This is a genomic window from Bifidobacterium asteroides (assembly GCF_019469425.1).
Lineage (GTDB): Bacteria > Actinomycetota > Actinomycetes > Actinomycetales > Bifidobacteriaceae > Bombiscardovia > Bombiscardovia asteroides_I.
In genome coordinates this window covers 799,055-819,817 of record NZ_CP048272.1, presented here as the reverse complement: position 1 = coordinate 819,817, position 20,763 = coordinate 799,055, and the positions used below count along the sequence as shown (strand labels likewise).

Annotated in this window: 14 protein-coding genes, 1 other RNA gene and 1 pseudogene; 7 read left to right on the top strand and 9 right to left on the bottom strand. The window is 57.1% G+C overall.

Translation table 11 applies throughout. The annotated features are described in order from the left end of the window. Positions 1-32: 32 nt before the first annotated feature. The 6 genes from GYM67_RS03110 to GYM67_RS03085 form a co-directional block, all read right to left on the bottom strand. Complete coding sequence (locus tag GYM67_RS03110; RefSeq protein ID WP_220237081.1) at positions 33-896, bottom strand: carbohydrate ABC transporter permease; 864 nt, start codon at positions 894-896, stop codon at positions 33-35. Further along, positions 883-1,704 (bottom strand): carbohydrate ABC transporter permease, encoded by an 822-nt coding sequence (locus tag GYM67_RS03105; protein ID WP_220237080.1) that lies wholly within the window; start codon positions 1,702-1,704, stop codon positions 883-885. Before GYM67_RS03105 ends, GYM67_RS03110 begins: the two co-directional genes overlap by 14 nt. A 113-nt stretch (positions 1,705-1,817) precedes the next feature. After that, positions 1,818-3,026, bottom strand: a complete 1,209-nt coding sequence (locus GYM67_RS03100) for an extracellular solute-binding protein (RefSeq protein ID WP_220237079.1) — start codon at positions 3,024-3,026, stop codon at positions 1,818-1,820. Positions 3,027-3,168: 142 nt separating this feature from the next. Further along, complete coding sequence (locus tag GYM67_RS03095) at positions 3,169-4,095, bottom strand: EndoS/ChiA family endoglycosidase (RefSeq protein WP_220237078.1); 927 nt, start codon at positions 4,093-4,095, stop codon at positions 3,169-3,171. A 334-nt stretch (positions 4,096-4,429) separates the two neighbouring features. Continuing rightward, positions 4,430-5,773 carry a xylose isomerase gene (gene xylA, locus GYM67_RS03090; protein ID WP_220237077.1) on the bottom strand — a complete coding sequence of 448 codons (1,344 nt, stop codon included), beginning with the start codon at positions 5,771-5,773 and terminating at the stop codon, positions 4,430-4,432. A 453-nt stretch (positions 5,774-6,226) separates the two neighbouring features. After that, on the bottom strand, positions 6,227-8,239 hold the full coding sequence (locus tag GYM67_RS03085; RefSeq protein ID WP_220237076.1) for a glycoside hydrolase family 20 zincin-like fold domain-containing protein: 2,013 nt from the start codon (positions 8,237-8,239) through the stop codon (positions 6,227-6,229). 386 nt (positions 8,240-8,625) lie between these two features. On the opposite strand from GYM67_RS03085, the gene GYM67_RS03080 reads away from it, so the two are divergent. Both GYM67_RS03080 and GYM67_RS03075 read left to right on the top strand, forming a co-directional pair. Next, positions 8,626-9,903 (top strand): ROK family transcriptional regulator, encoded by a 1,278-nt coding sequence (locus tag GYM67_RS03080; protein WP_220237379.1) that lies wholly within the window; start codon positions 8,626-8,628, stop codon positions 9,901-9,903. After that, entirely contained in the window at positions 9,893-10,792 is a 900-nt protein-coding gene (locus GYM67_RS03075; protein WP_220237075.1) for a carbohydrate kinase family protein, read from the top strand. Before GYM67_RS03080 ends, GYM67_RS03075 begins: the two co-directional genes overlap by 11 nt. 90 nt (positions 10,793-10,882) lie before the next feature. Here the strand turns inward: GYM67_RS03075 and GYM67_RS03070 are convergent, their stop codons facing one another. Continuing rightward, entirely contained in the window at positions 10,883-12,376 is a 1,494-nt protein-coding gene (locus tag GYM67_RS03070; RefSeq protein WP_258561562.1) for an anion permease, read from the bottom strand. Positions 12,377-12,660: 284 nt separating this feature from the next. Between GYM67_RS03070 and GYM67_RS03065 the strand changes: the two genes are divergently transcribed. From GYM67_RS03065 to GYM67_RS03050, 4 genes are all read left to right on the top strand, one after another. Next, the gene (locus GYM67_RS03065; protein WP_220237074.1) at positions 12,661-14,283 is read left to right on the top strand and encodes an NAD-dependent malic enzyme; all 1,623 of its coding nucleotides are present in this window, start codon (positions 12,661-12,663) and stop codon (positions 14,281-14,283) included. A 228-nt stretch (positions 14,284-14,511) separates the two neighbouring features. Continuing rightward, positions 14,512-15,456, top strand: coding sequence for a LysR family transcriptional regulator (locus tag GYM67_RS03060; RefSeq protein WP_220237073.1), 945 nt, complete (start codon positions 14,512-14,514; stop codon positions 15,454-15,456). A 112-nt stretch (positions 15,457-15,568) separates the two neighbouring features. Beyond that, positions 15,569-15,967: a transfer-messenger RNA gene (ssrA, locus tag GYM67_RS03055) on the top strand. Between the two features lie 493 nt (positions 15,968-16,460). Next, the gene (locus GYM67_RS03050) at positions 16,461-16,685 is read left to right on the top strand and encodes a type II toxin-antitoxin system mRNA interferase toxin, RelE/StbE family (RefSeq protein ID WP_220237072.1); all 225 of its coding nucleotides are present in this window, start codon (positions 16,461-16,463) and stop codon (positions 16,683-16,685) included. Positions 16,686-17,040: 355 nt separating this feature from the next. Here the strand turns inward: GYM67_RS03050 and GYM67_RS03045 are convergent, their stop codons facing one another. After that, positions 17,041-18,480: an FtsX-like permease family protein gene (locus GYM67_RS03045; RefSeq protein WP_220237071.1), complete on the bottom strand. Its 1,440-nt coding sequence runs from the start codon at positions 18,478-18,480 to the stop codon at positions 17,041-17,043. Between the two features lie 109 nt (positions 18,481-18,589). Between GYM67_RS03045 and GYM67_RS03040 the strand changes: the two are divergent. Next, positions 18,590-18,886: pseudogene (locus GYM67_RS03040) on the top strand (DMT family transporter); the annotation flags it as partial. 81 nt (positions 18,887-18,967) lie between these two features. Here the strand turns inward: GYM67_RS03040 and GYM67_RS03035 are convergent. After that, positions 18,968-20,533, bottom strand: coding sequence for an oligopeptide:H+ symporter (locus GYM67_RS03035; protein WP_220237070.1), 1,566 nt, complete (start codon positions 20,531-20,533; stop codon positions 18,968-18,970). Positions 20,534-20,763 lie beyond the last annotated feature (230 nt).

The following is a 20,763-nucleotide window of genomic DNA, read 5'->3' as shown; positions in this document are numbered from 1 at the left end:
ATTCCCTCCTCTCCGCGGCATCGACGCTTCTTCTATTCCTTGACTGCACCGGCAAGCAGGGTTTGGTTGCCAATGTATCTATTCGTAACTTCGTAAATAATCAGAATGGGTATTGAATACAGCAGCGAGAAAGCTGCCAGCTGGCCGTAGGCAACTGTGCCATGCTGCCCGAAGAAGGTGTAAATGCTGACGGCTGCCGGTTCTTTATCCGGAGACATCAGAAGCATGAAGGGAACGAAGAAGTTCCCCCAGTTCCCAGCGAATTCCGATATAAAGATGACCAGAAGCGATGGAACCATCAGAGGCACGACCACATGGAACAGGGCCTGCATCCTCGTGGCTCCATCCACCCAAGCGGCTTCCTCCAAGGTAACCGGCACTGAATCCATGAAATTCTTCATCATGAAGATGCCCTGCGGCAATCCGCAGGCAGTCATGAAAAGAACAGTCCCGGTCAGTGAATCGATCAAGTGAAGCTGGACGAATATCCCGTAAACAGGGACCATCATGGCTGTAATTGGCAAACAACTGGCGAAGAGGATGGCGTTAACGGTCCGGTTGGTGGTCTTTGAACGGAATCTGGAGAGAGGATAGGCTGCCAGGACCGAAAAAGTCACCACTAGGACCGATGTGCCAATGCTGATGATCAGCGAGTTGACGATAGGCAACCCGAAGGTCTGCATGTTGAATACCTTCGCAAAGTTCTGGAGGGAAAAACCCAAGTTGAACGAAGACAGGGTTGCATGCGTGTTGAAGGAGGCGACCAGCAGCCAGAGCATGGGCGCAGCGAAAAGAAAACCTATCAAGGCTGTCAGTATCGCAGCGACCAGCTTCATCCAGTCGTACCTGTGCGGCGCTTTCATCCGTGGATCAAGAGTAGCTTCAGTCTTCATCATTTGTCCTTAGCAGCTTGATATAGAGCACCGAGAAGAGGGCACCCACGACGACCAATATCACCGAGATGGCTGTTCCATATCCCAACTTCGAGAAGTTGAAAGCCTCCAAGTAGGCAAGAACAGGAAGGGTGCTCGAATTCGTGCCAGGCCCCCCGCCAGTCAAGACAATGATGATGCTGAAGACGGAGAGTGTCTGCAGGGTGATCAACATCAAATTGGTAAGAATCGAGTGCCTCATAATAGGCAGCTTGATTCTGAAGAAAGACTGCCAGGCGTTCGCGCCGTCTATCTCGGCAGCTTCGATTACATCCTTGGAGATGTCGTTCAGAGCGGCTTGATAGATGAGCATTGAAAAGGCAGTGCCGCGCCAGACGTTCACAATGATGACGATGGTCATTGGATGGTAGTAGAGGAGAGCCGACCAATCGGCACCCACCGCCTTGCCCAGAGCGTCAAGAGTGCCTCCGCCAGCAAAGAGCGCGTAGGCGCAGTAGCATCCGACAATGTCCGGAATGACCCAGGCCAGAACCACTATTGAGTCCACGACCTTTGTCAGTCTTCTGGGCGCTTTTTGACTGAGCAGAGCCAATACCATGCCCAGTATGTTCTGCCCAATTAGCGCCGAGGCCAGGATCAAAAGAATGGTCAGCCAGAGGGACTTGGGAAAAACAGGATCCGTGAAGAGCGCCACATAGTTCTTCAGACCGACAAAGTGTGGGTTGACAGCCGTTGAACCAACCATTGAATAGTCGGTCAGCGAGGCATACAAGGACCATATGATTGGGCCAAGCAGGAAAAGCACCATCATCGCCGCTGCTGGTAGAATTGGGGTGTAGTGCTCAGCGTTTATCAATTTCTTTCTTGTGCTGCTATTCATTTTCTTCTCTCAGTCACGAAAGAAAACCAGCGAATGGAATTCGGTTACTTCGCGGCTTCTGTATGATCGGCACCTACAGTTTTGGCTATCGCTGAATCGTATTCAGCTGCTGCATCCTTGACTGACTTCTGGCCGGTCAATACGCTTTCCGTGGCTATGGCGACCTGGTCGGAAACCTCTTTGTACTGGGAATTTGCAGGCCTGTACTGACTGTACTTGGCCAAATCCGTGAAGAACTTGATAGTGGGATTGGATCCCAGGTATTTCTTGTCTTGCTCTACATCCTTGCGCACTGCGATTGATCCGGAGATTGTGTCGTACGCTGCAGCGTGCTTCTCGTTTTGGAAAACTTTGAGCGCTTTGAAAGCAAGATCAGGATTCTGCGTATGGCTGGACAGCGCCAGGCCCCAGCCGCCAGACATTGAAATCAGGCCAGGCTTCTGCCCGTTCTGAGTTGGGAAACCACACCAGCCGATATGCTTCTGCCAGTCAGTCCATTCGCTGTCGCCGCCTGGCATCCACGATGAAGCCAGCCAGTTGCCCTCGATTGACATGCCAAGTTTCGACTGAGGCATCCACTGTTGCCCGACCTTGTCACCAAGCTGAGGATCCAGAGCCTGCTGGGGCGAGGGTGCCAGACCCTTGCTGTAAATATCCTTGATGAACTGGAGGGAGTCTTTGAATTGCTTGGAACCAGTGACCCACTTTTGAGTCTTGGTGTTGTACAGTGTGCCACCCTTGGTGCCGTAAAGAAGCATATCGAAGCCTTGCATGACGGAGACCTCTCCCAGAGGACGGCCGGCATAGAGGTTCATCGGTATTACATCAGGCTGCGTTTTCTTGATCTTTGTCGCTGCATCGATCACATCATCCCAGGACTTAGGCTGCCAGTTGTCGCTCAGGCCGGCCTTCTTGAGAATGTCTTTGTTATACCAGATGCCCCTGGTGTCAGTGCCCAGAGGAACTGCATAGATTTTTCCATCATCGGCTTTGCCGGCGTTCTTCGAACTGTCAAAATACTGCGACCAATCCTTCCACCCTTTCAGTTGGTCATCAATGGGCTTAAGGTAACCAGCCGCTACATAGGGACGGATCATTTCCGTGTCAAGGATCATGAGGTCTGGAGCGGTTTTTTCGGATTTGCTCATCAAGGCCAGCTTGCTGCCATAGTCATCCCCGTTCGATTTGATAGGCTCCAGCTTCAAAGTGGCGCCTTTGTTCTCAGACTCAAACTGGGCTTTGACGTCTTTCATCCACTTGCTTATAGCACTGGTGTCTCCGGTGGCCTGGTAGGCAAACTTGACTGTTTTCTTATCCGATTCGGAAGAGCCACACGACGATAAAATCCCGACGCTGGTAGCCGCGGCCAGCAACATGACTGATATTTTTCCCAGCTTATTCATGAGAGACTCCTTTGTTCTCCAATTTTTCTTTTACATAGTGCATGATTTCATAATCGGTTCGCCTCAACCGATCGTCACCTTGAGCAACCCCATCGCGATCTATTGCGTAGGCGAAAAGTCCTCCTGTGCGGTTCGAACCAGTCGGATGCCAGGATAGGAGGTCTTTGACCCTGCTTCCTTCAATCGGATACGTGACATCACCCCATCGAGGGCCTCCTTCTTCATAGAATGAAAAACCAGTGACGAATTTTGAAGCAGGTACAAAGTCGCGGACCTGCTCGAAAAGACCCTGAATACGACGAACATCCATGCCATAGGTGTCAGCGAAATAATAGGAGCAATCTTGATAGACCTGAGCAATCAGACTGGTCTGAGGCAGAAGAATATCCTGATCGAAAATCATGAGGCGCGAGGATGCCGAACTCGGTCCCCACTTTCTCGCCAAAGCGTGAAACACCGCGGCTGCGGCAGCCATTTTATCGGACTCAGGTTCATGATCAACATCGATCACCAGGCCGTCGTAGTCAAAGGGCTTTAGGTAGTTGGCAATTATCTCGTCGGCACGGCGTTCTGGTCCGCTCCTTTCTTCGCTAAGCCGAGTGAAAGCGTGGACTTTGCCGCAATCCTCATAGGCGTCCCGATAAAGGCAGTCCAAAAACAAGGTTCGGACCACCTTTGTGCCCTGCGCGTGGAGTTTTTCAATGTAGAACGGCAGAGCAACCCAGAAATCATCATCGACTTCTCCATTGGTGATGATGGACACAAGATCCAGGTCTGCGGGCACATCGCCAAGCGAAACTGAGTCCCCTTTCCGCCTTCCACAGTTATCGCGCCAGGCGCGGTAATAACCGGCCAAAATAGGTCCCGGTTCATCACTTTCGCGATTACTTTCCGGCCTGCCCTCTGCCTCATTCGACATCGACAACCTCCATGTTGTTCGCAGTAGTTCTTCGATGATCTACTAAAGCGATTTAGTTCCATTATAGCCCCTTACCACACAAGAGCCACGAAAATCCTCGGAAACACAGAAAAGTCGCTTAGAGGAACAGAGATGCCAATACTCCAGGAATGGCTATTCCTCAGGCCTCAGGCATTGCTCAGATCAGAAAATCCCCGCTTTATTTTTTCGCAGACATATGCGAGTGTCTTTTCACCATGACGCACAACAATCCCGGATAGCCGAAAGCGCATAAGAAAACCCTGCACGACGGGCGAATTCCGTCGTACAGGGTTGAGCGATGCTTGGCTAAGGCTCAAGCCTGAGCCAGAGCCTCCACAATGTAGTTGTTGATGGTGGCCTTGACCACTTCAAGATGGTCGGACTTGTCGGCGGCGATCAGTTCGGCCTGCGGCTTGTCAAGGCTGTACTCCTCCAGGGAGGCCAGCGTGGCCGTGCCGTCCTCAACCGTGGCGCCGATGCCGGAATCGAAGGAGGAGTAGCGCTCCTGCTGCAGCTGCTCGATGTAACCGTCCTCATGCATCTTTGCCGCGACCAGCAGACCGGCGGCATAGGTGTCCATGCCCACGATGTGGGTCCTGAAGAGGTCCTCGGGCAGGAAGGAGGAACGGCGCGGCTTGGCGTCGAAGTTCAGGCCTCCGTGGGGCCCGATGCTCCCGTTGGCCAGCACCTCCCACATGACGGCGGTGGCATCGTAGAGGTCCGAGGGGAACTCGTCCATGTCCCAGCCGATCAGCTTGTCGCCCTGGTTGGCATCCAGGGATCCCAGGAATCCGGCCTCGCGGGCCACGCGGACCTCATGCTGATAGGTATGCATGGCCAGGTTGGCGTGGTTGCCTTCAATGTTGAGCTTGAAGTTGTCCTGAAGGTCGTAGGTGCGCAGGAAGTTGATGGTGGTGGCTGCATCGTAGTCATACTGGTGGAGTGTGGGCTCCTTGGGCTTGGGTTCGATCAGGAACTGTGCATCGAAGCCGATCTCCTTGGCGTAGTCCACGCACATGTGGAAGAGTTTGGCCATGTGGTCCTGCTCACGCTTCATTTCGGTGTTCCAGAGGGATTCATACCCTTCACGGCCACCCCAGAAAACGTAGTTCTCGGCGCCCAGACGCTTGCCGATCTCCAGGCTGTGCTTGAGCTGACCCGCTGAGTATGCGTAGATGTCAGCGAAGGGCGATGTGCCGGCACCGGCCTCGAAACGGGGATTGGTGAAGAGCGACGAGGTGTTCCAGAGCAGCTTGACGCCCGTGTCCTTCATGGCGGCCTCGATGCGGTCGATCACCTTGTCCAGGTTGGCGTCGGTTTCTCGCAGAGTGTCGCCTTCGGGAGCCAGGTCACGGTCGTGGAAGCAGAAGAATTCGACCCCTAGCTTGGTGAAAAGCTCAAAGGCGTAGTCCACCTTGGCCAGCGCCTGATCCATAGGATCGGTGTAGCGGTAGTAGGGCCTCTGCGCGGTGGGATCACCGAAGGGATCCACCAGGCCCTGGTTGAAAGTGTGCCACCAGGCCACGGCGAAGCGCAGCCAGTCCTTCATGGGCTTGCCAGCCACCACCTTGTTCTTGTCGTAGTAGCGGAAGCCTAGGCCTTCCTTGATGCCCTGGCGACCCACGTATTCGATCTTGTCAACGTCCCACAGACCCATCCGAAATGCTCCTTTGCGTATTGCATTTGCCTTTGACAGCGTTCACAGGGGAGGAAGCCAGTCCCTGCCGCCTGAGCATCAAGCATAGAGTGATGGATCGATTTTGTCAATTCGTTGAATTATATAGAGGCGTTATCGCCACCCTCAGTCTCACTCAGTTGATTTCAAGAAGCTCTTTCACTGTATAGGGCCCAGTGCCCGACTAGCACCCAACAACGAAAGCCGAACTCCTTTTGGCATGATGGCTTGTCCTGTCGGCTTCAAGCGTTGGCATAAGCAATCATCCGAGGCAATGACAGTCAAGCGGGGCTGGGTAATTTGCCCGGCTCGGCATTTATGCAATCCTGAGACTCCATGCCAGGAAAGCTTAAAATGCCGCAGAGCGGTGCGGTACTCGTTGATGGTAATCTTGCCTTCTTGCCGCCTTTCGATATGATTCCGCAACCGATCCGATCAGTGGTTCGTCCCCCGTCGCAGAATATCGGCAAAGCCCCAGACTACATGGGCGATCCGACCCAGCTCCGATTCACGGCTTACCTGACGCCAGAGCGTGGCGTAAGACTCGAACCAGATCTCCAAAGCATCCGCCAGGTCCCGGTCGGCTCTGGCATCCGGAGCTCCAGGCAGAACATCATGGCGGACAGCCAGACTGCGACCCAGTGCGTTGAAGAGGCGTTGGCCATGGACAGCCATCAGCTGGGCCTGCAAGGCCCTGCCCGCGTCGGCCCCGCATCCGGCGGCGGCGCTGCCCATGCGCGCAGCCGCGTCGACCAGCCGATCGTCAAGCTGATCCACCTGCCCGAGACGACTGCGCAAAGCCATGAGCAGACCCCGGCGAGCTTCGTCGGCATCGGCGGACGAATCAAGTCCGGGCAAGACGGGCAATGCACCGGCAAGGAAGTGGGCCACATCCTGGTTCAATCCGCCATGGCCGTCATCCAGCTCCCAGTAACGAACCATGTCCTCCCAACCGAAGACCTCACTGGAGCCTGCCTGGATCAGTGCCGGCAGATAGTCCCCTGTCGCATCCCCATAGATCAGCAAGCCCAGATCCCTGTCCACCCGGACTCTATCATCGTCGTTCGGGTTCCAGAAGCACTGGGCGGCGTAGGCCATGCCAGGCAGGCTCATGCGCGGATCGTTGATGTGCCCGTAATCGCCCCAGTCGGTAACCATGGCCCCAACGGCACCGTACTGGATTCCGTATCGGCTCAGACGGCTGATGTTGTTCCATGCATCGTCGATTCCCGGCAGGAGAAGATTCCAGGCGTGAACGGCCGAGCAGACTACCTGCCGGGCCCCTGTAGAGGCCACAAGGGCAACCTTTTCCGGCCCTACCTGCGGGTCGTAGAGCCAATTGAGCAATGTGCAGTCCTTGGGCAGCCTGTCCAAGACTCTGGGCATGGACACAGCGACATCGCCCCAGAACATGGGATGGCGGCCCCGTGCATGCAGGTGATTGCACAGGCTGATCAGATAATCGGCATACATATCAGCAGGATCCTTGCTGGAACCATCCTGCCGCGAACGCCCCTTGCCCAGATCGTAGGTCTCGTCACCGCCGATATTGAAATTACGTGTGCACATAAGCGGCGCGTAGGCGTCAATCAGTCCGGTCGAGAATGCCAGGGCCTGCGGGTGGTTGACATTGATGGTGTGGTGCTCCTGGCGCTCTATGAAAGAGTAAGGCCGGTCCGCCTGCTCAGGAAACTCGCCTAGATCCCTGAATCCGCGAGTGCGAAGGTTAGCGTAATGGTGGCCGAAGGTGGAGATCGAAGGCACCAACTCGATGCCCAGACGGGCGCAGTAGCCGTCGAAATCGGTGATCTGCCCGGGCTCCAGGGGGCTTGTGCCCCTCCAGGCCTCGCTCATGCCCGGGAAAGCCATGGTGTGCTCGATGTAGAGCTGCAGCTGATTGAACTTATACAAGGCCAATATATCCGCCCAGTGCCGCAGCCAGTCCATGGTGGGCACCCGACCGCGGGTCACATCCAGGCTGTAGATGCGCGTTGGATAGGCAGGTCGGTCCTGGATGTGCAGGGCCGGAAGCACAGGACCGCATTGCATGATGATCTGCCGGAGGGTCTGCACCCCCCAGCGCAGCCCCTGACAGTCACCGCCGCGGATATTCACAATTGGACGGCGCTCCCCAGGATCGGCGATGCGCAGAAGATACTCCTGGGGGCCAAGTCTCTGGTCCAGATCCAGACTGATCGCCCCAGTCCAAGCCTGTCCTCGCGAATGGTCCCAGACCATTCCTGCAGCCCGCCTGATGGTATCTGTCAATTGGTCGCTCAGGACGGAACCCAGCTCCTGGTCAACTGCTGAACCGCATATAATTCTGCCCGCCACCGGCAACAGCAACTGGCCCCGGCCCCTTTGCACATGGAGCGGCTGGGGAATCAGAGCCAACGGACGCTCTCGCGAAGAATCGGCAACGGTGTCGATGCCATTATCAAGACTCATGCTCCATGCCTTTCCCGAAATAGGCTGATGCCGCCGACGACTGCATCACCGGCATGCCCCGGCTATGGCCATCATGGCCACCTCCTCAATCTACCCATACGCCGGGGACAGGGAATGATGCCGGCACCCAGGGCGAGCGGCCATCGGTAGCACACAATGACAGCAGCAAAGGCAAGAATCTGCAATTCATCGCATTGGTGCAGAGACAGAGGCTGGCCAACTTCCTGGTTGATGACGACACAGCCAACCATGCAGTTGCCCCTGTCTGGATAGCGTGAGCTGTTCGGAACAGTTTGCGCAGGGATAATAAACAGTGTTAATATATAAACGTCGTTCATAAAGTGCACGAAGATCGCGTGACCGTACTGCTCAAGGAGGAGGTTGACATGCGCGGCAGCCCATACGCCAGCACGCCACAGGCCCTCTCCGAGCTCAACCAGTCACGTATAGTCCAATATCTGCACCAGCACGGTACCAGTTCGCGAGCCCAGATGGCCCGAGACCTCAATCTGACGCCGGCAGCCGTGGGCAAGCTGGCAGGCCGTCTGATTGACCTGGGCCTGATCAGCGAGACCGGCAGCATGGACTCAGAGGGCGGCCGTCGATCCATCGGCCTGGCCCTGAACGCCGACCGCTATCAGGTTATCGGAGTCAAGTTCGCCCGCAGCCTGGTCAGCATCGGACTGTTCGACATCAGCGGCCGTCTGCTGGACTCGGAGGATCTGCCTCCCGTCGACCCCGATGATATCCCTGGCGCCGTAGCCGAGGTCAGAACCCGGGTGGGAAGACGACTGGAGACCAACCCCGCCATCGTCGCCGTAGGCATGGCCATACCGGGCCCCTATCTGCGCGAGACCGGCCACATCGCCTTGGTCACCAGCATGCCTGGCTGGCGTGGCGTGGACTTTATCCACGAATTCGGCCAAGCCTTCCGTGTACCCACCTTCATCGAGCAGGACGCCCGCGCCGGCGCACTGGCTCAGAGTCTGTTCGACCCACGGGTGAGCGCATCCAGCATGGCCTACTTTCTGGTGGGCGAAGGCGTTGGGCTTGGAGTCATCGACAGGGGCGCCCTGGTGGACGGAAGCCAGGGAGCGGCCACCGAGATCGGCCACGTCAGCATCGATCTGAACGGACTGCCCTGCGAGTGCGGCAATCGCGGCTGCCTGGAATGCTACTGCTCGGCGGTAGCCATCCACCGCCGCATGTGCCAGCCGGATATGCGGGATCACTTCCCTGGAGTCGAGGCCATGACCCACGCCAAGGCCTGCGCTGGCCTGTTCGACAAAGCCCGCACGGGCCAGCAGGCCGCCCAGACCCTGGTGGATCAGATAGCCGGCTATGTGGGCTATGGCTGCGTAACCATCGTCAACGCCTACAACCCCGCCCAGATCGTCATTGGAGACATGGTGGCCGGAGCCGGTACACGCCTGTTGGAACGTGTCCGATCCATAGTGTCCCAGCGCTCCCTGCCTGGCCTGCGAGAGCACACGCAGATCCTGCTCTCCCGCCTTCCAGCCGATGCTACGCTGACCGGCGCTGCGGCTGTAGCTGCCAGCCAGTTTTTGGAGCACCCGGCCAGTATGGGCCGTACAGCTGTGAAATCAACAAGCACAAGGCGGGCGCATCACCCGTCATCAGGAAAGGAACACCATGACCAGTAAACCCGTGGTCCTCAGCATCGGCGAAATCCTTTGGGACGTCCTGCCAACAGGCAAGCGGGCCGGTGGCGCACCGGTCAACTTCAGCTATCACGCCGCAAAGAACGGGGCGGAAGGCTACGCCATCAGCGCCGTGGGACGCGACGACCTGGGCCGGGAGCTCGAGGATGCGGTCCAGAAGGCCGGCGTCGATGCCGTCTTGCAGCACAACGACCATCCCACCAGCACTGTTGAGGTCCAGCTGACTGAGGGCATCCCCCAGTACGTCTTCAAGCCCGATGTGGCCTGGGACCATCTGGAATACACGGATGACCTGGCCGGTCTGGCCAGCAAGGCCGACGCCGTCTGCTACGGCACGCTGAGCATGCGCAGCAGACAGTCTCGCGAAACCTGTTTGCAGGTGCTGCGCCACACCAAGAGCCATGCCATGCGCTTCTTCGACATCAACCTGCGCGGCACCTTCTACAGCAAGGATCTGATTCAGGAGCTGCTGGACATGGCCACGGTCTTCAAGCTCAACGACGAAGAACTGGTCACCCTGCGTGACATGTTCCACGTGCCCGGAGCCACCGATGATGAGCTCTGCCACTGGTTCATGGATCAGTGGCACCTAGACACCATCGTGCTGACCGCCGGCAGCGATTACAGCACGATCTATCTGGCGGACGGCCAGTCCTCCCACCTGCCCACGCCTGAAATCACTGTGGCTGACACGGTCGGGGCCGGCGACGCCTTCTCCGGCACCTTCGCCATCAACCGCCTGTTGGGGGCCTCCCTGACTCAGGCTCACCGGGCTGCCGTCAACACTGCAGCCTTTGTCTGCACCCAGCAGGGCGCCTGGCCCGAATATCCCGAACATATCCCCGACTATCTGGGTCAGCAGGGCCAATGATCCCCTACCCCTCTCTCGGAGCATGATTTGGTCCCGCCCTGTCGAACTGTCGACTGGACGGGACCAGATTTATATCTGCGGAATCACGATTTACCAGATGCCGATGAGCCGCCACCAGCCCAGGCCCACGGTCAGGAAGATAGCCACAGTCACCAATCCGCAGATCAGGCCAATACGCAGGAACTCAGAGGTCTTGACGTATCCGGCACCGTAAATCAAGGCCGCCGGTCCGGAGGCGTAATGGGTCATGGCACCGATTAGACCGCTGGCGCATCCCAGCATCAGCGCTGCAGGCATGGCGGGTACCCCGGCAGCCACGGCCACGCTGACGAAGAGCGTGTAGATGGCCGCCACCTGGGCCAGCTCAGAAGCGAACATGTAGTGGATGAAGAAGTAGAAGACCGTCAAAATAACCAAGACCAATACCCAAGGCATGCCCTTGACCAGCCCGGCGATGATCTCCCCTGCCCAGGTGGTGACGCCCAGGGTATTCAGGGGTTCAGCCATGCCTACCAGAACACCGAAGAAAATCAGCGTGGACCAGGCGGACTTGTTGGCGACCATGTCCTGCCAGGTGATGATCTTGGTGCACAGCAGCACAGCCACGCCCAGGAAGGCCACGGTGGTGGAATTGATATGGATCACCGAGCCGGTCGCCCAGAGGACCAGCATGACCAGGAAGGTCACAGCCATGATCCACTCGTGCATGCTCAGCGGGCCAAGTCCCTTGAGTTCATCCTTGGCATCCTCCTGAGCCTGAGGAACGTTCCGCAGGGTGGGCGGAAAGATGCGATAGATCAAGGCGGGGATGATGATCAGGCAGATCAGGCCGGGCACGATACCGGCCAGGGCCCAGGTGCCCCACCCGATGTCCACATGGAATTTCTGGGCCAGCTGTCCTACGACAGGGCCTGCCGCCATAGCCGTCAGGAACATGGCCGATGTAATGGCGTTGACATTGTTGGCCGTGATCGCCAAGTAAGCGCCGATGCGTCGCCGGGAGTCGTCCGTGTCCGGTTTTGAATCCTGCACGTCGCTGATGGAGGTGATGATCGGGAAAAGAATGCCGCCCAGACGAGCCGTGTTTGAAGGAGTGGCCGGAGCCAGGACCAGGTCGGCGGCCGAGAGCCCGTAGGCTATGCCCAGACTGGACTTGCCCAATCGGGAAAGAAAGACCAAAGCGATCCTCCGGCCCAGTCCGGTGGAGACAAATCCCTGGGCAATGAAGAAGGCCGCCACTATCAGCCAGATGGAGGCACTGCCTAGTCCGTTGAAAGCTGCCTTCTTGGGGTCCAGGGCACCAGTCAGCATCCCCACGGTCATGCCAATGATAGCCACCGCTGATGTGGGCAGAGGCTGCAGAATCAGCCCTAGGATGGTGCCCACAAAGACTCCTAGCATATGCATGCCCTGGGGAGTCAGTCCCTTGGGAGGCGGTATGAGGAAGATGACCAGCCCTACCGCCACGCAGATGAGAGCCTTGACCAGTTGGCCCGTATTGAAAGGCTGGCTAGCCCCTGCCTGGGGGTCTCCCCTGCCCTCACCCGTTCTTACTGTTTCACCCATCATTGCTCCTTCGCTCATGATCCGGCGTATATCTGCCCGGAAACCGCCGGCCTCCTCGTCGGCATGCTCATGTGGACTTATGCTATGCGGCAGGCGACAGAGGCTACAAATAAGCGCCGCATATATGAGGGTGCGCCATAGCTGGCGGCTGTCTAGGGCCCCCAGACCCGTCAAACAAGGGTAAATAGGCCCTTGACAGCATATAGACGATGCTTATTTGGCGGTCGGCAAGAGGTTTTTCTAGGCTGTTTGCAGAGGTCTGGCAACGCGGCCGGCCCCAATCGTGAAGGACAAGTGAGACCATGACAGGATTCGACACCATCAACGATTCCTATGCCAACCGGGGACTAGGATTCGACTATGAACAACGGCGCGAGCTAAAGCTGGACGGCCTGCTGCCTGCTGCCGTGCAAGATGACGAACAGCGCGAGCGCATCGTTTACGGCCGCTTCCTGGCCCAACCCACCGACTTGGACAAGCGGCTCTATCTGATGAGCATCTGCCGCACCGACCGCCGGCTCTTCTACAGGAGCATGGATAAGCACCTGACTGAGTACATGCCCATTGTCTACGCCCCCACCGTGGCACAATCCATCCAACGCTATGACGAGTTCTATTCGGGCAGCGACGTGGCTTACATTTCCATTGATCATCCCGAGGGGATCGGCGACGCCCTGGACCAATATGCAGGCGACCGACCTGTCGACCTGGTGGTCTGCACCGACGCGGAAGGCATTCTTGGCATAGGCGACTGGGGCGCCCAGGGCGCTGAGATTCTGACGGGCAAGCTGGCGGTCTACACCGCCGCCGCCAACATTGACCCATCCCGGGTTCTTCCGGTCATGGTGGATGTCGGCACCAACCGTCAGGCCCTCCTGGACAATCCTGATTATGTGGGCAACCACTTCGCCAGGGTCAGAGGACAGCGCTACGACGACTTTATCGATGACTTCGTTCAGCAGGTCCTGCAACGCTACCCGCAGGCCCTGATTCACTGGGAGGACTTCGGCAGGCCCGAGGCGGCGCCCGTCCTCAAACGCTATCAGGACCGGATCCTGACTCTGAACGACGACATCCAGGGCACTGGCGTGACCGTCCTGGCCGCACTGATTGCCGCCAGAAAAATCGCCGGAACCGACCCCAAGGACACCAGGATCATGGTCTTCGGTGCAGGGACCGCCGGCGTGGGCATCGCTGATCAGATCGTGGATGACCTGACCATCCGCCAGGGCATGGATCCCGAGACCGCGCGGAGCAGGGTCCTGCTCTTCGACCGTCAGGGTTTGATTGAACAGGATCAGGATGATCTGACTGAGGGGCAAACACGATATGCCCGCAAGCCGGATGAGTTCGCATCAGTCACTGACAAGACCTCGCTGGCACAGGTTGTCGACGCCTTCCAACCCACGGTGCTCATCGGCACCTCGACCAGGCCCGGAGCCTTCGACCGGGATGTTGTTGAGGCCATGGCCAGGCACGTGGAGCGGCCGCTGATCTGTCCCATCTCCAACCCCACTGAACTGGCAGAGGCCAAGGCTGCGGATGTGATTGCCTGGACCCGCGGCCGTGGCTTCGTCATCACCGGAACCCCCTCAAAGCCGGTTGACTACCAGGGGGTCACCTATTCCATCGGACAAGGTAACAACGCACTTATGTATCCCGGCATCTGCTTCGGAGCCATCGTCGCCAAGGCTCGGCTGGTCAGCAAGGGAATGCTGTTGGCCGCAGCCTACGCCATCTCCGACATGATTGACGTGGACAAGCCTGGCACCGCCGTGTTGCCGCCGGTGGCCGATCTCAAAGAGATCTCGCATCGGGTCGCCGCTGCTGTGGCTGCACAGGCGGTCCAAGAGGGTCTGAACCGGGAGCCGATTGAAGATGTGGACGCCGCCGTGGCCAAGGCCCAGTGGCACTACGATGCCTGAGCGAAACCAGCTTCTTCGCATATTGCGACATTGAGGTTGGGGTCCGGCCGGCACGATTGATAACCGATATCGTGGCGGCCGGACCCCAGTCATGAGTCGGGCCCTGGCTATATTTTCAAGTGTCGATCTTCTCAAGTCCAAATGACGATGATAGTGTGGTTGTGAATAGTTTTTCGCCAAAGTTGACGGATAAGCAATAGTCCGAGCACCAATCAAGGGAAGCGGCTCATGACCTATATGGATAATGTCCGCGACCTCGAGCTGCTTACCATGCTGGCCCGGTACGGCAGTTTCACCGATGTCGCATTGGAGGCAGGCATCTCACAGCCTGCGGTCTCGCAGGCCATCAGAAGGCTGGAAATGCGTCTGGGAACCAAGCTGGTCCAGAGGAAGCGCTTCGGCGCTGGCGACGGCACACAGCTCACCCAATCCGGAAGAACAGTGGTGGACCACGTCGGCCAGGCCCTGGACCTGATCAACACCCTGCCCGAGGCCCTGGCTGCGAGGAATGGGATCCGACGGCGCATCATCGGCCTGCCGCCCATCATCTCATCGCTGCTGAGCTCCGGGCAAGGGCGGCAAGAGCAGTGCGAACCAGACAAGAACGCGACCGTAGAAACCATAGGGTCTCAAAAGTTGCTGAGTCAGATAGAGGCCCACCGTGTGGACTACGGGGCGGTGGCCAGTGTCGACGAGTCTTTGAGTGTGGATGGCGTTGAAACGACCAAGCTGACATCCTTCCCCTTCGGCATGGTCTGCACCCAGTCCATGGTCGAACGGTTGGGCACGGCAGGAATGACCAGTCTGCACCCCGAGGATCTGTCCATGCTTCCCGGGGACGTTCCTTTCACGACCCTCAACCGCGATTTCGTCCATGCCCAGGCTGCCGAACGGCTGATTCACCTGTCTGAACCAGTCAGTCATCTGGTTGAGGTCTCCGACGTAGAAACCCTGAAGATGGTGACCACATCCGGTCTGGTCTGCAGTCTGATCACCTCGGCCGGCGTGCACCCTGGCGATGGCCTGCGCTTCATCCCCTTTGCCGGGGATGACATGCCCCGTTTCAACATCTTCCTCTTCAACGACACCAAGCGGGAGGCCTTCTACGAAGATGTGGATGAGGTGCATGCCTTCAGCGACTATGCCACCAGTCGACTGGGCTCTGTGGCTTGACCAGGATCGCGGTCAATGCCGAGAGAGAAGCGGAATATCCGCAACGTCCATCTGTTGTATACTGACGAGGCTGGTCCGTAATGGCACCAGCGGGGCTTGATAATTCAAGATTGGGGCTGATCGGTTTCGACGGTGACCTGTTCGTCGCAGGGAAGCGTGCCGAGAACGCGGGGGTCCGCTCGTTAATGTCCTCCCGCAAACAACAAGTGCTAAATCTAACCGCACTGAGTTCGCTCTCGCTGCCTGAGCTTCGCGCCAGGATTAACCAGTGAGCAGCTGCTCCGTTCACTCCCCTTCGCCTTCGGGGGGATGCTGAGCGTCATTAAGAAGACTTGCCTGAACCGCTGCGTCACAGGGCGGTTCGGGGACTTTTTCTGCGGCTATGCCCGCCACCAGTTGTCTGCGACATAGGTGGGGGCAGACAGATAGCCACAAAGGCCAGCAGACTACGCACGTAGAAGACTGAGGGTGCGGTCACCGGACCGGGGTTCAATTCCCCGCAGCTCCACCAAAACAAGGGCCAGCCGAGGCAACTTGGCTGGCCCTTTCTATACCGTTTTACGCTTCAAAAAATCATCTTTCTTGATTGCTTAGTGAATCACATTTTCAACAACCTTATTCATGAACATCAGCTCATTCTCGTTTCTTTGCTCACAGATTCAGAATGACTCCAAAACAACTCCGGTCGGAACACAATTGATATATCTTTAGAGCTAAAGACGACTAATAGAGCAATTAGAGTAGAAGAAAGCAATAAAAGAGACAGCAAGAATTCAAATTTGCACTGGTAAGGATATAAAGCGTCGGGCATCGCAGCTTTTCGAAGATCCGGGCCTAGATCTCGACACGGCGATTAATGTGTTCCACTCTCAGTCGCTGTGCGAAGAAGGACTTCCGTTTCGCTCTCGAATTTCAAAATTTGACAGAGAAATGGAGAAAGCTGGGGCTTCACCGATCACTCACGCGGGTGATGCAAAGAACATGAAAGGCATCATCCATCATGTATGAGTCTGGATATACGCAAAAACCTGCGCGATGTCAAGAAAATCAAGAGGAAGCATTTCGACTTAAGCAGGCTCGATCAAGAGCTCAACGATTTGGCTGGCTGCAATTCAGCACTGCTTAAGCGCAAATATCGAAACCAACGGTTGAAAGGTCGCTGGTCTAAATACGAGGAGCTTCATGTCGTCGCAGACTGGCCCCTGGTGTACAAACGTGTCAAGAACTGAATGATTCTTACCTTGATGACCACTGGCAGCCATGACCGAACACTATGATGCAATCGAGTATCTCGGCGATTGAGACTGGTTCCGATATACTCGATCACTGCGATCAAGGCGCTAGTTTGCTTGCACTTTTATCCACTTCATAGATGATCGTGCACTAAACTACCTAGAGATTGACCTGTCATAATGGGATACCCGTCTCTGAGCATCCAGCATGTATTTGTCGTATTGACCAGTTGTCAATACGACAAGGAACTGTCCCCTTGATCAATTGGTCACACACAGCCATGGCCGGAATCGATGCTTGGCGAAACCGCTCAATTACAGATCGGGCTCAGCAATTAAAGCTCACTGTCGATCATTCGCCTATGGCGCCTTGCAGAATTGCTATGGGCGAGCGCCTCAATGCAGGCCGAGCCGTCAGCATGGTCGCCAGCGAGCCGACGACGATAATCGGCAACCCGCATATAAGGAAGAACCGCCAAGGAAAAACTATGGACAGACTGTGGACAAGCGGGCAATAGACCAGGGCCGTACTCAGTCCGACCAGTCCGGTACCGACAGCTGCGATGATAATGCCTGTAGTCGTCACGATGGTGCCGTCCAATATGGATATAGCAGTCAGCTGCTGCGGGTTTGCACCAGCAATTGACAGGAGCGCCAGATCCAGGTCACGATCCCGGGCAGCAATGGTGAACCCCGCGATCACGCCGACTAGGGCGATCAGCAGCGCTGCCCAGAAGCCATAGAGCAACTCCAGGGTTCCGCCTGATGTGATGTTCTCTATTCCCGGTACTTTGTTCATAGCGACGGTACTGGTGCTTCCGGCAGTCAGCAGACCGCCGACCAGAAACATGCAGGCGGTCAACGCTATGACCGTAGAGCCAAATGTCGTGTCTCGACTTCTGGCCTCCGCCTGCGAACGCGCTATTCGCCAGACGGCAGACGATGACGGCACCAGAGCGGTCCAGAGTTGAGTGACCCTGCCAATAACCGGCTCGCCCGCGCGAGCCAGGGCGATCAGCAGCAAGAGAATGGCGAACAGCGGTCCACTTCCAACAGCATTAAGGACCGCCGAGACCTGCTTAGGATCCAATGACCTAGGGCCGCTGCTCGAAAGATAGGCAAAAACAGGCAACGGCAATAGCAGCAAGGCCAACCCAAGGAAAAGCGGCACAAGACCGCGTCCATGTCGGAGCCGTTCGACTGATTCACTCTCCTCGGCACGGCGCGCCACCCGGACGGGTGTCATCTTCGCCAAATCTCGCAAAGTCAGGCTGGTCGCCAAGATGGCCGTGGCAAAGCCCACAGCAAGACCGGTCAAAGCAGACCTGGGAAAACCGTGCCAGGTAAAAGCGAAATGCACTGGCCTTCGCATCCCGGCGGAATACCAATCGAGGATCCTTCCAGCCAGTACAGGCGAAAGAGCCGCAGCAACAAGAGAGGCCAGCAGGGCCAAAATCATTACCTGCAGTAGCGTGAGCACCAGGATCTGCTTAGGCGTAGCTCCCAGCAGCGAGAGAAGGGCCAGCCCCTGGCGACGTTGGCGAATTGATGCTTGCAGGGTGTGCTTGATCACCAGGCAGCCGAGCACAATGACCGTGAAGAAGACCAAACTCAGGGCCGAAGCCAGACTCTTGGCAGGATCCCTGGTCTTGACCGATAGACCTTGGTAATAGCTGTTGACGCCCATGCTCACGCTCATGGCACAGAGCAGGATTTGGGCGACCGCAAGAACGACAAAGACACCAGCCCAGATGCCATTATTGGCTTTCAGATCACGCAAGGCCCAAGTCATGATTCATTCACCTGCCAAATCCCTCTATTACATGTATAGTCGATCGACGCGGAAGACAGTATCCGGCAAACCCCTTATTCGACCCTGAATCAACCCTGATTCCTCTTACATGAGGCCATCGGCCACTCCCCTGCTTGGGCCACCATCACTCAGGATTAGATTCAGGTTCCCGGACGATGGTCAAACACCCGGACAGCGACAAGACATGCCGAAGGGAACCATCTCCTCGTGGATCGTACTCATACTCGCCGGCATCCGTGAATCGGTATGGGCCACCGCCCTGGGAAAATCTCAGGGCTTTACCGAAATCGTTCCTTACATTGTTTTTATTGTGGGTTTGATTCTCAGCATCCCTTCCAGCACGGCCTACGCTGTCTGGGTCGGCATTGGGGCTGCCTTGACAGTCCTGTACGCCATAGCTAGGGGGTCGAAGCCTGTTGGGACGATCCCCGGCAGAAGACCCATCCTCCGGCAGGGATCAAGTTGCTCAATCCGACATGACGGTAGCGTCTATCTTGCCGCGGAAGAGCATGACCGCCACGGCCACGACAAGTTCAGCGATGCCGATGATCAGCATCAGCGGCAGCTGCTGGTCCAGGGTGGTCAGCTTCCCATAAATCAGCAGCATAATAGCTGTGCCGATGGCAGCCGACAAGCTGAAAGCGGTCTGCATCTGAGTCTCGTAGGACTTGGGCGCGATGGCCGCCACGGTCGAGTTGGCCGCAACGCCATAGGGGAAGCCGCCGAAGTTGGAGACCACATAGTAGAGCAGCAGCCAGAGCACGGAATACTTTGCCGTATGAGGATTGAGCACCACAGTGGGGACGATCAGCAGCAGGTTGGAAATGCCGAAGAAGGCGAATCCGAACCAGAGACGGTTGGTTGACTTCCACCGCTTGCCCGTGTCGGTCAGCCAGAACCAGCTGAAGAAGATGCCGGCCAGCATGGCGATGATGCCCACGAGAGTGTTGAAGGATCCCGGAGCGATTTCAATGCCGCCGAACTTTCTGTTGATCCGCTGGTCCAGGAACATGAGCAGAGTGGTGCCCTGAATGGCGTAATCCACTCCGGCAACAATCTGCATGATCACGATGGGCACGAAGGCCTTGAGCCGCCGACGCTCCACTCCGACAATCCTCTTGGACCGCCAGATGACGGCAAAGAAAGCTATAGCCACTACAAAGGTGCAGGAGCTTACTGTGCTGGCCAACGCATTAACGCTGACCTTGTGGGTGATCAGCAGGACGGCGATGACCAGGCCGATCGCCACTAGCACACCCAGGGCGCCAAAGCCGTAGCGCTTACGCTCCTGGCTGTTGAGCGGACGCGTAGGCTTGGAACCCAAGGATCCAAAGAAACGATTGCCCGGCACACCGATGATGGCGGCGTAGATCAGCGCAGCTACCGCTCCTATCGCGAATCCATAATGGTAGTTGATCAGTCCCAGCTGCGCGGAGATGATCGGGGTAATGAACCCAGCGATGTTGTTGGCTATGGCGTGAATAGCAAAAGCACCATCACGACGGTTGTCCTTGCGGTGGAACAGCATGCCGGTCAGTGAGGCGTTCGAAGCTCCCATAATGGGCAGGTTCATGAGGATCATGCCCACGATGGCCATAGCTCGACCTTGGCTGACGGAGAAGGCCGGAATAGCCAAGAGCCCGCAGGACAGCCCCTTGACGATGTTGCCGATGACCAGGGCCTTGCGTGCCCCGAACACCCGGTCCGCCAGCCAGCTGCCCACAATGCCGAACATGGAATTGATGGCCGCCACGATAGCGATAAGCTGGGCTGCCTCCCCCTGGCTGAATCCCAGACCTTGGGTCCAAGGCTTATAGAGGTAGTAGATCGTCACGGCCCCGTAGGAGGCCCAACAGATCGCATTGAAGAAATTGCCGGCTGCCAGGGCGCCGATGCCCTTGGGATAGCCAAAAAAGGAGCGGTCCGCCCTCAGCCGGTTCAGCTCCTCCTCCTGTTGTCGGTCAACCTTGAGACCGGATTCATCGACCACAATATCCGGTTGCTCGTCACCGTTTTCCGCTGGTGTAGCCATACGCTTCTCCTCGCTTCTCAATGGTGCCGACCCTCGTTGTCCGGCACCCTTTTGCTCTGCGTGGAACCACAAGCTGTTCCACTTGGAACGGTAAATCCTCAGCCTTTCTGGCCTAGGTGCAAACCGAAGGGAAAAAGGTGGATATTTCTTGGTAATGCTGTCTGAACGCTGCTCGACAAGGCCCCCGGCAAGTTGTAGCTTGCTCGGAAACCGCGCCATGGCAAAGGATT